17 protein-coding genes and 1 pseudogene are annotated in these 13,348 nt (G+C 36.8%); 13 read left to right on the forward strand and 5 right to left on the reverse strand.

Translation table 11 applies throughout. The annotated features are described in order from the left end of the window. The first annotated feature begins 45 nt into the window (after positions 1-45). From F4W09_RS02375 to F4W09_RS02420, 10 genes are all read left to right on the forward strand, one after another. Entirely contained in the window at positions 46-393 is a 348-nt protein-coding gene (locus F4W09_RS02375; RefSeq protein WP_151503898.1) for a hypothetical protein, read from the forward strand. A 62-nt stretch (positions 394-455) separates the two neighbouring features. Next, entirely contained in the window at positions 456-1,664 is a 1,209-nt protein-coding gene (locus F4W09_RS02380; RefSeq protein ID WP_151503899.1) for a hypothetical protein, read from the forward strand. After that, positions 1,661-2,515, forward strand: a complete 855-nt coding sequence (locus F4W09_RS02385; RefSeq protein WP_151503900.1) for a phage BR0599 family protein — start codon at positions 1,661-1,663, stop codon at positions 2,513-2,515. Before F4W09_RS02380 ends, F4W09_RS02385 begins: the two co-directional genes overlap by 4 nt. 10 nt (positions 2,516-2,525) lie before the next feature. Next, positions 2,526-2,771 (forward strand): hypothetical protein, encoded by a 246-nt coding sequence (locus F4W09_RS02390; protein ID WP_016167355.1) that lies wholly within the window; start codon positions 2,526-2,528, stop codon positions 2,769-2,771. A 64-nt stretch (positions 2,772-2,835) separates the two neighbouring features. Further along, positions 2,836-2,961, forward strand: coding sequence for a hypothetical protein (locus tag F4W09_RS17385; RefSeq protein ID WP_272482698.1), 126 nt, complete (start codon positions 2,836-2,838; stop codon positions 2,959-2,961). Positions 2,962-2,998: 37 nt separating this feature from the next. Then, positions 2,999-5,827, forward strand: a complete 2,829-nt coding sequence (locus tag F4W09_RS02400) for a phage tail protein (protein WP_171492378.1) — start codon at positions 2,999-3,001, stop codon at positions 5,825-5,827. Between the two features lie 2 nt (positions 5,828-5,829). After that, the gene (locus tag F4W09_RS02405; protein WP_151503902.1) at positions 5,830-6,840 is read left to right on the forward strand and encodes a leucine-rich repeat domain-containing protein; all 1,011 of its coding nucleotides are present in this window, start codon (positions 5,830-5,832) and stop codon (positions 6,838-6,840) included. Between the two features lie 71 nt (positions 6,841-6,911). Next, a complete protein-coding gene (locus F4W09_RS02410) occupies positions 6,912-7,187 on the forward strand; it encodes a hypothetical protein (RefSeq protein WP_016167876.1) in 276 nt (91 codons plus the stop codon). Beyond that, positions 7,174-7,677, forward strand: a complete 504-nt coding sequence (locus F4W09_RS02415; RefSeq protein WP_151503903.1) for a lysozyme — start codon at positions 7,174-7,176, stop codon at positions 7,675-7,677. Before F4W09_RS02410 ends, F4W09_RS02415 begins: the two co-directional genes overlap by 14 nt. Further along, complete coding sequence (locus F4W09_RS02420) at positions 7,677-8,054, forward strand: hypothetical protein (RefSeq protein ID WP_151503904.1); 378 nt, start codon at positions 7,677-7,679, stop codon at positions 8,052-8,054. Before F4W09_RS02415 ends, F4W09_RS02420 begins: the two co-directional genes overlap by 1 nt. Positions 8,055-8,238: 184 nt before the next feature. Here the strand turns inward: F4W09_RS02420 and F4W09_RS02430 are convergent, their stop codons facing one another. Together F4W09_RS02430 and F4W09_RS02435 are read right to left on the reverse strand one after the other, a co-directional pair. Beyond that, on the reverse strand, positions 8,239-8,715 hold the full coding sequence (locus F4W09_RS02430) for a hypothetical protein (RefSeq protein WP_151503906.1): 477 nt from the start codon (positions 8,713-8,715) through the stop codon (positions 8,239-8,241). Between the two features lie 288 nt (positions 8,716-9,003). Then, positions 9,004-9,423: a hypothetical protein gene (locus F4W09_RS02435; protein WP_244948528.1), complete on the reverse strand. Its 420-nt coding sequence runs from the start codon at positions 9,421-9,423 to the stop codon at positions 9,004-9,006. A gap of 350 nt (positions 9,424-9,773) precedes the next feature. Here F4W09_RS02435 and F4W09_RS02440 point away from each other — a divergent pair, with 350 nt between their 5' ends. Continuing rightward, positions 9,774-10,055 carry a type II toxin-antitoxin system RelE/ParE family toxin gene (locus tag F4W09_RS02440; protein ID WP_044738568.1) on the forward strand — a complete coding sequence of 94 codons (282 nt, stop codon included), beginning with the start codon at positions 9,774-9,776 and terminating at the stop codon, positions 10,053-10,055. Between the two features lie 21 nt (positions 10,056-10,076). Further along, entirely contained in the window at positions 10,077-10,361 is a 285-nt protein-coding gene (locus F4W09_RS02445; RefSeq protein ID WP_104441814.1) for a HigA family addiction module antitoxin, read from the forward strand. 48 nt (positions 10,362-10,409) lie between these two features. On the opposite strand, the gene F4W09_RS02450 is transcribed toward F4W09_RS02445, so the two are convergent. From F4W09_RS02450 to F4W09_RS02460, 3 genes and pseudogenes are all read right to left on the reverse strand, one after another. After that, a complete protein-coding gene (locus tag F4W09_RS02450) occupies positions 10,410-10,895 on the reverse strand; it encodes a hypothetical protein (protein ID WP_104441815.1) in 486 nt (161 codons plus the stop codon). Next, positions 10,864-11,511, reverse strand: a complete 648-nt coding sequence (locus tag F4W09_RS02455; RefSeq protein WP_151503908.1) for a hypothetical protein — start codon at positions 11,509-11,511, stop codon at positions 10,864-10,866. Before F4W09_RS02455 ends, F4W09_RS02450 begins: the two co-directional genes overlap by 32 nt. A 140-nt stretch (positions 11,512-11,651) precedes the next feature. After that, a pseudogene (locus tag F4W09_RS02460) lies at positions 11,652-11,813 on the reverse strand (excalibur calcium-binding domain-containing protein); the annotation flags it as partial. Between the two features lie 251 nt (positions 11,814-12,064). Here F4W09_RS02460 and F4W09_RS02465 point away from each other — a divergent pair. Continuing rightward, on the forward strand, positions 12,065-13,267 hold the full coding sequence (locus F4W09_RS02465; protein ID WP_151503909.1) for a hypothetical protein: 1,203 nt from the start codon (positions 12,065-12,067) through the stop codon (positions 13,265-13,267). The last annotated feature ends 81 nt before the right edge of the window (positions 13,268-13,348 follow it).

The following is a 13,348-nucleotide window of genomic DNA, read 5'->3' on the forward strand; positions in this document are numbered from 1 at the left end:
CTGTTTGAAAATTCATGAAAAAAATAATTTTTTGAAGAGGGTAAAATGAAACTAAAAGCTATATTTACTACTTTATTAGCATTAACAGCTATGAATACATGGGCTTTGGATTTGGATAATCTAACTCTAGATGATTGTAAGGATAATGCAGATATCTTAGGTTATATGATGACTATCAAATCACAATGTAACCTTGATGAAGAAAGTGCGAACAGCGAAATTGCTGAAGCTATTTTCCAAATGAGCAAACAATGTATAGCCCAATATGGTGAAACCACAATGGGGAATGCAACTCGTGTTGGTATATTCTCAACCAAAAGTGAACTGGAAGAAACTGGCAGAAACGCAACTTGCTTAAGAGCACTGACGGATTATCCAGAACTTTTTGATTAATTTAATACTGTAATTGACCGTCCAAATGGGCGGTTTATTAATGCCTAATATTTGAGGACAAAATGAAAATACAAACAGCATATGGTGAGGTGCATGTATTAACAAATTGCCCTCTACTTGAATCTACTGAACGGCTTGAGTTCTTAACTGAAGTTCATGAATCATTTGAGGGGAGTGAAGAACGTAGTGCATTGCGAGATGCACCACGGCAGATCCTCAGCTTTAAGTACGTGCAAATGCAGAAAGCCATGGGCGACATGTTCCATATGCTGTATGCCAATTTACGTAAGTACTGGGGCATACCACTTCGACAAGTAAAGCGAAGCATTCCTGATATTGCTGAGGATGATTTTATTATCCTGGATACATCAAGTACTCAAGCCGACTTAAAAGTCGGTTTCGCTTTTATAGAGAGTCGTGAAGGTGTTGAGGTGGTCGAAATTACCGAGATCGGGCGCTACATCATTGTACAAGAAGAAATTCGAGATCCTGAAACCAATGAAGTGATTCAGCCATTAATCACTGAATATCAGGACGGCTTTCGACTTTCAGCAAATATCACGGTAACCAATGCGGTGATGATGCCTTTGCGGATCTGCATTATTGATGGCGATGCCTCGATCAATGCGGGTGGTTTCTGGTCCAATGCTTCGGTGGTCTTTCGTGTGATTGCTGAGGATTTGCCCGAACATGATGGTGATGAACCAATGCAATACTTGGGCGATGACCTGTATTTCAATCCCTTGCGCTTGGATGGTGATTCTTTAGAGATGACCTTGACCCAGCAGCAAAGCATTGTCGATGGAAGCATTGGTGGATTTCAGCAATTTACCCATCATGCCAAGCCGCGCTACATGAAGCCGTTTAAATCAGTACTAAAAGACTGGTTAGAATTTCATGAATACCGACGTTTTCTGTTTCGACGCATGGGACGTTTAAAAGCATTTTGGATGCCGTTGTATGAAAAGCATTTGCATATCACCAACACAGGCACGGTCTATAACGTACTGAATACAGATACCGCATATTTCTTGGAAGCGGATCGCGAGCATATTGCCGTCAAGATTAATGATGTCTGGATGGCACATGCGATTACAGCCAAAACAGCAACGACTTTGACAGTTTCACCCGCTTTGAATGTGCTAGTGAGTGACATTCAGAAAGTGTGCTATTTGGGTCTACATCGCTTTGATGCAGATCAAATTGAATTTCAGTTTTTAGGTGCTGGAATCACACAAGTCACGGTGCCAATAACGGAGTTATCTTCATGAAAACACGTGTCGAGCTGTATCAGCTTAAGCATGGGGATAAGACTTGGAATTTTACCAGTGCACGTAAAACTGTGGTCCATAACAGTATTGAATATTTACCAGTTCGTGGCTTACAACGTACTGTGATTGAAGATGAAAGCATTGATAAATGTGATACCGAAGTGACTTTTCCGCAAATGAATTTGCTTAATGCAGATGGGGATGATCTGAAAGCTGTATTCATTAACAAGATATTCTATGGCGGGGTAACGATCACCATTTTAGAGCTTTTAAATAATCAAACACTGGTATTACACAAAGGTCGCGTGACTCAACCTAAGTTTGATGAATCAGCCGATACCATGACGCTTGTTTGTGAAACTGGGGAATCATTCTTAAATCGAAATATTCTAACGCGGAAGTTTCAGGCCACATGCCCAAATTCAATTTATGATCGCTTCTGCGGTCTTTCTTTTGATGAATGGTCGTTTGATGTGACGATCACTGCAATCAGCGGTTTGAATATTTCATTTACGGTCAATCCAACCCAAGTACTGGATGAAAATGGTGATCCAGTTCTGGATGAGTTTGATCAACCCATGATGGAAACCAAAACCTATGCTGCAGGCTATTTGGATCTCGGATTACTACTTAAAGATGGGGTGCATACCTTATTGCACACTGGATCTGGTACGGGTGCCAAGCTGTATCGGCAGCATGTCGGTTTGACTGTTGGGGATGTGGTGCGTGTTGCACCAGGTTGTGATCAGTCTTTGAAAATGTGTCATGAGAAATTTGCCAATAATTTACGGTTTGCTGGGCATCCATTTATTCCGAATAGCAACCCAATTTATACGCAATTAATTAAATGAGGAGAGTCAAATGGTTATTGCACCTTGGGTAATTTACGCCATGCTTGCGTTGATGGTGGCCACAGCAGCATATAGCTACTACACCATGCGCAAAATGCAAAAGAAAAATAAGCAAGAGGCTAATCAACTGGATGGAACGATTGCAGATGAAGGAACTTCATTTTCAGACATTGCGGGAAGTCCGCACATGTATGGCAACATGACGCATATTTGGGGGCAACGAACTACACCAATTAAATCCAAGTCAGGTAAGTAATGAAAATCTATATGTGTGATTTACGCAAAACCCAGATGTGTGCTCGCGGATCGCGGGCATTTTTTTGTCCAAAGGTTGGGATTGGAAAGACTTTCTCGAAAATGGAATTGATCTAGAGAAAGTTGAAAAAGCTAATGATGCAATGGCGCAGCAAGTTGTGGAGTATGTAAAAAATGGGCGGGAGCAGTAAGCAAGTCACAGGCTATCAATACTTTGCCAATTTCCTTTTGTTTATTGGTAATCCGATTGAAAAATTGCTGGGCATTAATTTTGATAAGCGTGGATGGGCAATCCCATTACTTGATGATCAGGGTAATCCATTGGATGTTGGAACGATCAATAAACCAAATTTGTTTGGGGAAAATGAGGGAGGCATTGCAGGACAAATCCATGCACGTTATGGCACAGCCAATCCTATGCCAGTCTCTTTTTACACAGATTATCTTGCTGAAAATGACTTACCACCATTGGCTTATCCGTTTCAATCCTATCTTGCATTTGAAGATTTTTATCTGGGGAACTCAGGCTATCCAAAAGAAATGTTGCTGTGGCCGAAGCGAATTCACGTTAAAAATGATGGTAGTCCACAATGGCATGATTCAATGTCAGAAATACCATCAGAAATAACAAGTGACGATAGTGTCAGTGTTCCATACTTGGCAACTATAGGATTAATGTTGAAGGATGATATTGAGGAAAACACATCATCAAGTGCTGGGTTTGCAGAATGGGATAAGTCGCTAGCTTTTAATTATATTTTAACAAGTAGCCAAATTGATTATGCTGGTAACTCATGGGATGACAATAATCCAGAACATAATAGTCGCTATAAGGGAGATGTTACAGGTGGATTTAATTTTATTGGATCATCTCAAGCTACAACAAAAATATTTTTTACGCTTCATACTGATGGTGCTAGGGATTATGCTTATGTTCCTATGGTTTATTTTAATAATCAAAGTGTTATTGAGTTCAGCGTTAATCATGTTGAATTGACAGGCAACCTAACTAGACATGAGTATTCTATTACTTTCTTTGGTGACTCTCTATCTGTAAATATAACTTGCAAACCTCATCAAATATCCATAAATCAACAGTCAAATAGGATTTTTCCACTTAGTGTTCAAGTTTTTTATCCTGATGTATATAAAAATATCTCATATTCTGGAGATATAAATCCAGTCCATAAAATACGTGAAATATTAACTGACGACACGGCAATGAATATGCCTGAATCTGACATAAATGACGTTAATTTTGCTAAAGCTGCAGATAGAATATGGGAGGAAAAACTAGGAATTTCATGGGCGATCACTGAAAAATCATGTGTGGATGCCATTAATGAATTGTGCTCGCACATTGAAGCGGGGATTCGAGTCAATCGTCAAACAGGCTTATATGAAATGGTGCTGTTTCGTGACGACTGGTTTAAAGAAGATGAAATTCACACACTTGCTGAAAGTAAGATTAAATCTATCTCATTTGAAGTCCAGAATGCAGATGATGTAGTGAATCAACTTAATGTGAGTTATTACGATCGCAATAATATTAAAAATGCATCATTTTCAATTTCTGAAAATGCATCCATCAAGAATATGAGTGGTCGAGTGAATGCTGAGAGTTCAGATTTTCCATATTTTATGAATCAGCGTAATGCTGCAGTCGTAGCGCAATGGAAGCTCAAACAATTCACAACACCGTGTTGGAAAGGATCTTTTACGACTGGCTACAATCAGGCACGTAAGTGGAACCGCTATGACATTGTGAAGCTAAATTGGTCACGCAAAAACATTGTGGATTTACCTGTGCGTATTATGAGCATCAATCTCGGTGATGGCATAGACAATACTGTCAGTATTGATTTTGTTGAAGTTACCCATTTCTCAGATGAATTAACATCTACAGTCGTTATTGATGACAAGATTGATGTGACACCATTGCCACCGCAACCCATTTTATTTAAAGCTTTTGAGTTATCTTATTTTGAGGCGGTACAAGCTTATGGGCAACGTACAGTAGATGATGAGTTAGCTTATAACCCAGATGCAGGGTATGTTGCTGTCGTAGCACAACGTTCTCAAAATAACTCGCTGAATGCCCAAATGCATACAGATGCTGGCACTGGATATGAAAATTCCGCAGTGATTCAGTACTGTGAAACAGCTCAACTCGATCAGTTGATCGATCGCCTTACTTCATCTTTTATTTTAAAAAATGTTGGGGATCTGGAATCGGTTCGAATTGGAAGTCAAATCTTTATAAACAATGAAATTATGGTGTTTCAGGGTTTTGATACAGCATCTAAGTTATTAACAGTAAAGCGCGGTGCTCTGGATTCAATTCCGCAAATTCATGCTGATGATAGTGTCTTATTTTTTGCAGATGACTTTGTTGCAATTGATTCGACTGAATATGCAGATAGTGAAGTGATAAATGTAAAAGCATTATCAACGACGCCAAGCGGTGTTCTTGATCTTAATGCTGTCACGGCACAATCTGTAGAAATTCAGTCGCGTGCTATTTGCCCATATCCACCTGCGAATGTGAAAATCAATGATGCGTACTATCCTGAAACATTGGTTGTGACAAATGATATTGTGTTGACTTGGGGGGATCGAAACCGTGTGCAGCAAACAGGAGGTTCAATTTTAGGCTTCTATGATGCAGGGGTAACTATTGAGGCAGAGGTAACGTATAGCTATGAGTTAATTTCTGAAAACGTGGTTTTAGATTCAGGTGCGAATATTACAGCAAATACGATCACCATTCTGTCTTCTGTACTACTGCAGAACCAACCGCATACCTTAAAACTTTGGTCTGTTCGTGATGGTTATGCATCTTACCAAATTTTTGAACATGCTTTCTTTGTCGAATCTGCGAGTCTGATTTTGACTGCGACTGTAACCAAATCACAGGTGGCAGGGAACACGGTGCCTGTGGCAAATATTACGGTGAATGTGGATGAATCATTATCAGCCAATATGAAGTTTGACGGTTCAAGCATTAGTGGAAAGGCTCAGGCTGGAGCAACAATCACAATCAAAATTGAGGAGTAAGTATGGCGACATATACAGCAACAGCGGATGCAAATGGGGACTTTACGGTCCCTTTTTCAGCTAATTACACCTCGGGTCAAAAAATTATAGTAACTGCGGAGAAGGATGGCGCTACAAAATCGATTGAATTGTATGCTCCTAGCGAAGTAACTGGCGGAGGGGTGATTAAATTTAGCGGCACATATTCCAACTTCCCTCAGAATATAGGCGTAGTCACGCTAACAAGCCAAATCTCTGGAATAATCCAAGCCAATGCAATGAAATCTGGAAGTAGCGCAGATAATATTTTTTACTGCGCAACAGGTTTGATTATTGAGGGTGCAGTAACGGAAATCAAAGACTATGGTTTTGATGGTTGGTATAAAGCCTATCAGTTAACACTACCAAGTGGCTTGATAAAGATAGGACCGTATAGTTTTCAGCGATTTGGCAGCGCTGCTACAGTGGACTTTGGGATTACTTTGCCAAATACTGTGACAACACTGTCAAATTATTCATTTTATTACGCGAATATGAAGAGTTTTGATATAGGAACTGGTGTCACAACGATCCCTCAATGGTGTTTTGCGTACACAGCAAAATTAGAAACTTTTAATTATAGAAACGTGACGACTATTGCTGACAATGCTTTTTCCAGCACAAATTTAAAATATAACTTAATCCCAAATACTGTAACGTTGTTGCAGTCTGGTTGCTTTCAATTTGCAAAATCAATTGAAGTGAGCGTTGGTTCGGGAATTACGACAATTCCAACATTCGCCTTTTACCAAAACACTTCATGTTTAAAATTTACAATCGGTGTGAATGTCTCAAGTATTGGGGCTAATGGGATGAGTTATATGACAGCATGTAATGAATTAATTTGCTTACCGGCAGTTCCACCAACAATTACGAGCACAAGCTTAACTTCATTAAAAGCAACGTGTGTTATTAAAGTTCCAGTCGGGTCGCTTTCTGCATATCAAACAGCCACCAACTGGTCCGCGTTTGCTAGTCAAATGGTAGGTGTATAGTACAAATCACTTAAGAAAATACATAGCACCCGAATGGGTGTTTTTTTATGTCTGAAAAATAGGGGAAGGGCATGTCTGAAACAACAACTGCAGTTGCTGAAACTTCAGCTGCGATTGCGGGAAAAGTCACTACAGCAACAGGTACAGGGGTAACACTTGTATCCTGGGCAGCAACATGGGACTGGGGTTTTTTAATTGGTGTTGGAATTGGTTTGGCTGGTTTGATTATTAGCTTCATGAATTTCCTATCGAATCGCCAATTTCAGAAACGTAAAGATCAACGTGAGCAAGAAATACATGAACTAGAAAAGCGCAAATTAAACGGGGAGTGCAATGTCAAAGACTAAATATTGGGTGATGGGATTAGCAGCTTCGGCTGCTTTTTTTTCGTCCCTAGAATTGCATGAAGGTTATTCTGCCAAGCCTTATAAAGATAGCGGTGGTGTAGTAACTCAAGGTATTGGCTCAACAGTAAAACCGAATGGCCAATCGATCAAAATGACTGATCCACCCATTACCCGCAAAACAGCTTTGGAATGGGCAAAGGCGCATGTGGCCAAAGATGAAGTGGCTTTTCGTAAATCTATGCCAGGAGTGAAATTGTCTCAGATTGAATATGACATTTATCTCGACTTTACTTACAACTTTGGCCAAGCCAATTGGAATCAATCTTCCATGCTTCGCAATTTGAAAGCGGGGCAGTACGTGCATGCATGCAAATCTCTTTTGAAGTGGAAGTATGTGGCCAAGAAAGATTGCTCAATTCGTAAGAACGGCTGTTATGGCGTTTGGGTTCGTCAGCAAGAGCGTTATCAAAAATGTATGGAGGCGCAGTGATGCCAATACTCATAGCCTTTTGGAACTTCAAATACTGGATCGCAATAGCGGTCTTTTTTGTTTTATGGATCTGCCAAATTGCATACAGCAATCATTTGGCTGGGCAATTAAAAGATGCAGATTCCAAATGCATTGCAAAAGTGCAGGAAATTGAACAGAAGCACTTAAATGCCCTGGCAGCCAAGCAAGATCAAATCAATAAAGTGAGTTCAGATTATGAAGCTGAAAAATCAAAGCAACGTGTCAAAGTCGAAACGGTTACACGTGAAGTGCAAAAGATCATTGATCGTGATGTGTATCAGCAGCATTGTTTTGATGATGATGGGGTGTCAGCAATCAACTCACTTATCGCCAACGATTCCAGCGAACCTCCTTGAGCCGTGTGCTGATTTGCAAAAGCTAGAGTCAGGGCAGGGTAAAGACGTTATGCTTTGGTCGATTGATACAGTCGCTAAATATAACGACTGTAAGGCGAAACACAGTGCTATTGCGGATGCCCTCAATTGAGGGCAGTTCGAATAATCGCCACTAATAGCAGAAAATCAAGGTATCAGTTGAGGTTTAAAAAAATATAGAATCTTTATTAAATTTCTCAAATAGTTCAATAATTATTGGATATTTAAGATCTAGCTGATCCCATATTTCTTTCGGTAAAGGAATAAATTGTAATGTATCTTGCCCATCTGAATGATTACAGAATCGAATTTCATAATCTGGTTGGATTATTTCATTTAACGAAAGTAAGGTGGTATTGCGATCTGCACCTGCACCTTGATACGGAATAATCAATGATTTATCTGCATAAGAAATGCTAATAGTAAAACCTTGCATATTATTAGACTTTTCTAGTTGAGAAGAGAGAATTCCAGTCTTTAAAATATTTTCACAGTATTGGATAATTTCGCTATCGTCTTCCCTCCAATCTATAGTCATTACAATATCAGAGCGGTTTTCAAGAATCTCGTCCTCTAGCTCATTTATGTAATTCTCAATATAAGACTCAATTACTTTGAGTTTCTCAAGGCTATAATTATTCATTTTTGGGACTCGTCTATTTTTCAAAACTAATAATATCTTATAATTTAATTATTAGTAGAAAATCTAAAATTAAGATAATGCACATTATACGTAATACTTGAAATTTTTATATAAGCATCAATATCTTATTTGAAACCATGATGGGGTTCAGCGCACTATCATGGTTTCTTTGTGATCATTTGCATATGTTCATATCGCCGTAGGTGTGTAGTGGGTTAATGAAAAAAGCCCTCGAAATGATGCCAGTTTCGAATAAGCTCCATTAGGTTAAATAACTGGTTTCACAAATTAAAGATTTGGAAATCGAACCTTTGTTTCAGCTTTTCTAATTTCATTACTAGTAAAAGAAATAGTTGTTCCTAATGAATAAGCATGGATTCCTTGGATAGAATCATTAGATGATTCATATGAAATATAAAACCCATTATCAACCCGTTCTACCCATTCAAAATTATTTTTATATTTTTCAAATAGATAGTTAATTAATTTCTTTTTTGTTTCTACATCATCTATATCAATTTCATAAGCAATAGAATGAAGTTTACCTTTCCACTCTTGAAGGGAAATAAATCCTACTGGTGTTTTTAATCTGTACCAGTTTGATTCTTTAATGAAATTTACTCCTGAAGTCTTTGCTTCTAAGCTGAATTTAGTTTGAATATCTGAAAAATTAGAACCAATTTCAAATATAAATGGTTCTAATATCATATTTGCCTTCAATGTATTGGTCTCTGCATGTGATAGATTATTGATAGAAGTTGAAATTAACGCGACAACTAGCATAAAAGCTTTGAGCATAAGTAATTTTTAAAATTAATAATTCATAAAATCAACATAATACACCATTTGCAAAATTCTTGAAATTTTACATTGAGCATCAATATCTTATTTGAAACCATCATGGATTGGGTTCGACCAATCATTAAGAAGTTGGTTCAGAATTTTGCATAAATAAAGCGCCGTGGGGCACTTTATCTTTATATGAGGTTTATCGGCTATACATATTTTTTAAGGTAGTGTATATTGTATATATACGCTATACGAATGGATGCTAAAGCTTGATTAAGAGTTTTAAACATAAAGGTCTTCAGGCTTTTTTCCAAACTGGTACAACAGCAGGTATTCAAGCAGCGCATTCTGCCAAATTACGTTTAATCCTTGCGGCATTACATGCTGCCTCTACAGTGAATGATCTAAGAACTCCACCCAATTGGCGATTGCACAAGTTAAGTGGAAATCTACAAGATCAATGGTCGCTGACTGTAAACGGTAATTGGCGGGTAATTTTTAAATTTGAAGATGGTGATGTCTACATTGTGGATTATCTGGACTATCACTAAGCCCAGCGCAGGAGTACTAAAATGAATATGATGTTCAATGCACCACATCCTGGTGAAATGTTACGGGAATACATTGGTGAAACTCCTGTGACGGAGGCTGCTCAAGCACTAGGGGTTACTCGTGCAAATCTGTCTCGTATTTTGAATGGTCATACTGGTATTTCAGCAGATATGGCAATTCGTTTAAGCGAGGCTTTGGAAACATCACCAGAGTTTTGGTTAAATTTGCAGATGCAGCATGACTTATGGAATGCCAGTCAACGTCAGAGACCAGTCATAAAGAAATTGGTTCAGAATTTTACATAAGAAGAGCGCCGTGAGGCGCTCTACTTGCTTAGTTTCAGATTAAAATTACTAGTCTTTATTGCATTTAGCATCTTGACCTAGAGCACGGATTTTATCTTGCTCTAAACGTTTATTTAATACATTTTGATTTGCATTGTCCGTTAATAGACTACCTCGAATTGTATAGAGGGTAAGCTTCGATGTATTTGAATCAATAGGCGTAATGGTTGTCTTAAAGATATAAGTTCCATACGGTGGTCTGCCGTAAAAGGTCCCGATGCTGTTTTCACGATCCAAATTAGCATCAATTTTTAAGGAATCATTTAAAGTTCGGTATTCCATACACTTGACGTATGCTTGCTTTAAATTTGCATACGATTGTACATAATCCAAAGGAACTTCTACTGAACCACCACCATTAATTGATTTCGTTACTAATTCAGCGTCTGAAGTGGGTAGCATCATACGGACGCAACCTTGTAATGCTAAAACAGAAACCAACAGCCCCAAAGTGCTTCCAAACTTAATAAACTGATACACGTTTGAAATTCCCATGCTCAATACCTTGAATGATTCGTTTTTTCACTATAATTGATTCAGGTTCATTAGGCTTGAATTTTGAATCGATTTCATATTCAGCAATGAAAACCTGTGCTTTGCCATTAGGGATTCTGTCTACCCCAATTACATAGTCTTTATTTGCTTCTAAAGTTACATTCTTAATCTCTGTGAAATAGCTGTGACTTCCAACACCACTCACAAAAACAAGGTCATGTTGTCCGACCGGTAATTTTAACTTTGATTGAGAATAATCAAATCTTGTCATGGTCGTTGAAGGGCTGAGCATAGAGTTTTCAATAAACTTTACACGTTTTTGATCAAAGTTGTAGAGGGTATAAGGGTATGCACTTAGTGAACCAGATCCTTGAAAAAATTCGTATGGAATGGTTTTTATAGTTGCATATTGTTCAGTAGAGCTGACAAGTTGATTGGTATATGCTTCTCGCTTTTCTTCAATTGATGCTTTTGGTGATACGTTTAAATAACGTACTTCATCAGGTATGTGTAATGGCAACATAGATACAGATTTCTTATTATCTGCATTTGTAACAACCTGGCATCCAGAAAGGATGCCAAAAAGTCCTATAAGTAAAAGTGGTTTTATTTGCATTATCATGAATCCAAAATTAGTCATATTTTTTGGTGTGAATAATTTACTTAAAATATATGACCACTTAAATACATTAGATTACATTTAAATCTAATAGGTTGAATTGCGAGCGATATAAGCGGTTGTATTTTTACAACCATCTATTTTTTCTTCTTCGGGCACTTCTTACCGTTTCCACCCGACAAGCATTCACATGCTTGACCATCGCCGTCACGGTCTAAACTTTTCCAGCCTGTTTGTCCTGATTATTTGCGTTGTTCATACCATTTCAGTGCTTGCTGCTGAGTAGAAAAGTCAGCGCATTATCTGAAGTCAAACAGTGATTTGCATTGTTGCTCGATGAATCAGTCACAAGCCGTATAAAAGTTATTTAACTTGATAAATCCTTGAATTATCCTGATTTTTTTATTGACAAATTTGTTAAATAGACATAAATAGGGAAGGTTAATTGGTTCGTCATCAGCTGTTCAAGGGGGATAATAACTATTTTGAACAGATGGCAAAGTCAGTTGTGATAGAAAATGATTAAACTCAATAGTTGATAGAAAGTTTTATGAAATATATATTGGAATTTTTACATTTCTTTGGCTCAATATTATTAGCTAATATTGAAGTTAAATTCCCTAAAATTTATTCTTTTATGTATTCTATTCTTGTTGGTTTTTTTGAAATTAAATTAATATGTTTTTTTAATAAAATTATTTTAATTTTAAAGTATTTAATAAAATTTTCCTTATTCTCTATTGTTTTTCTTACATTCCTAGTGCTGTTTGTTAATTTTTCTGAGTTTGTTATACTTTTGGTCTTGAATTTTACTATCGGGTTGAAAGAGTCTTTTAGTAATGCAACTACAGAGAATAAACTTTATTTGATTGATTTGTATATTTTTCTGGCTTATTCTTTTGTTAAGAGAAAGGATGCATCATTAAGAATATATAATTATATTGGAACTTTGAGAAATAAATACTTTGATTCAAAAAATAAGGAAAATGTTGAAAAGTATAAAAGTGTTATCTTGTTTTTTTGTGTTTATGCTTTTATTTGTTTTGTAGGGTTAATTTTTTATAAAATAAATGGTCATGGATGGAATGCGGGTAATAAGGGGGATATAATTAATATATTTATTTGGGCTACTTATTTAATTGCTCCATTAGTTGTAATATGGGCATTTAGTGATTGGAGGAATGTGCATAATAAACAAGTTGAAAAAGATTTATCTATTTCTTCTTATAATAAAATGGATGAAGTAGTAGATTTAATACATGGTATTTATTTTTCTTTGAGAAGATTAAAGAATGCGAGATTCGATGAAATTGATATTGTGAATTTTAAAATTGTAGAAGATAATTGTGCTCTATTAAAAGAAAAACATACTTTGTTAATTTCGAGTTTAAATTTAACTGGCTATCTTTCTGTGGAAATAGAGGGGGAAAAGAAAGAAATAGATTTTTTGAGTGAGATATATTCAACTGAATTTCATAAATATACAAAAAATTCAAAGAATTTGATGGAAGAAATCAGGAAAAAGTATAATAGAATGAGAGACGATGAAGATTTTATTTATAATGCGGATATAAATATTTTAAAAACAGTACTTTATAGTAAGATTGAAGATAGATTTGATAAAGTTAGTAGCGCAGTAGTTGGGAGTGAATTTTTCAAAGAATTTGATGAATTAGATCAAACCCATAAGCAACTCTCAATAAATTCTCAATTTATTCTGGATTCTATAAAAACAGGAATTTTTGTGAAATAAAATAAAAAAGCACCTTAAGGTGCTTTTTATACCTAAGATTATGGAATCTTGGAATGAAATTTGAATAGAAAATTTTCATCA

It is taken from the genome of Acinetobacter tandoii (assembly GCF_008867985.1).
In the GTDB taxonomy this organism is placed as follows: Bacteria; Pseudomonadota; Gammaproteobacteria; order Pseudomonadales; family Moraxellaceae; genus Acinetobacter; species Acinetobacter tandoii.

Excerpts from the sequence above, each read along its gene's own strand:
- F4W09_RS02375 (WP_151503898.1), top strand. The coding sequence starts at position 46 with ATGAAACTAAAAGCTATATTTACTACTTTATTAGCATTAACAGCTATG.
- F4W09_RS02380 (WP_151503899.1), top strand. The coding sequence starts at position 456 with ATGAAAATACAAACAGCATATGGTGAGGTGCATGTATTAACAAATTGC.
- F4W09_RS02385 (WP_151503900.1), top strand. The coding sequence starts at position 1,661 with ATGAAAACACGTGTCGAGCTGTATCAGCTTAAGCATGGGGATAAGACT.
- F4W09_RS02390 (WP_016167355.1), top strand. The coding sequence starts at position 2,526 with ATGGTTATTGCACCTTGGGTAATTTACGCCATGCTTGCGTTGATGGTG.
- F4W09_RS02405 (WP_151503902.1), top strand. The coding sequence starts at position 5,830 with ATGGCGACATATACAGCAACAGCGGATGCAAATGGGGACTTTACGGTC.
- F4W09_RS02410 (WP_016167876.1), top strand. The coding sequence starts at position 6,912 with ATGTCTGAAACAACAACTGCAGTTGCTGAAACTTCAGCTGCGATTGCG.
- F4W09_RS02415 (WP_151503903.1), top strand. The coding sequence starts at position 7,174 with ATGTCAAAGACTAAATATTGGGTGATGGGATTAGCAGCTTCGGCTGCT.
- F4W09_RS02420 (WP_151503904.1), top strand. The coding sequence starts at position 7,677 with ATGCCAATACTCATAGCCTTTTGGAACTTCAAATACTGGATCGCAATA.
- F4W09_RS02430 (WP_151503906.1), bottom strand. The coding sequence starts at position 8,715 with ATGAATAATTATAGCCTTGAGAAACTCAAAGTAATTGAGTCTTATATT.
- F4W09_RS02435 (WP_244948528.1), bottom strand. The coding sequence starts at position 9,423 with ATGATATTAGAACCATTTATATTTGAAATTGGTTCTAATTTTTCAGAT.
- F4W09_RS02445 (WP_104441814.1), top strand. The coding sequence starts at position 10,077 with ATGAATATGATGTTCAATGCACCACATCCTGGTGAAATGTTACGGGAA.
- F4W09_RS02450 (WP_104441815.1), bottom strand. The coding sequence starts at position 10,895 with ATGGGAATTTCAAACGTGTATCAGTTTATTAAGTTTGGAAGCACTTTG.
- F4W09_RS02455 (WP_151503908.1), bottom strand. The coding sequence starts at position 11,511 with ATGCAAATAAAACCACTTTTACTTATAGGACTTTTTGGCATCCTTTCT.
- F4W09_RS02465 (WP_151503909.1), top strand. The coding sequence starts at position 12,065 with ATGAAATATATATTGGAATTTTTACATTTCTTTGGCTCAATATTATTA.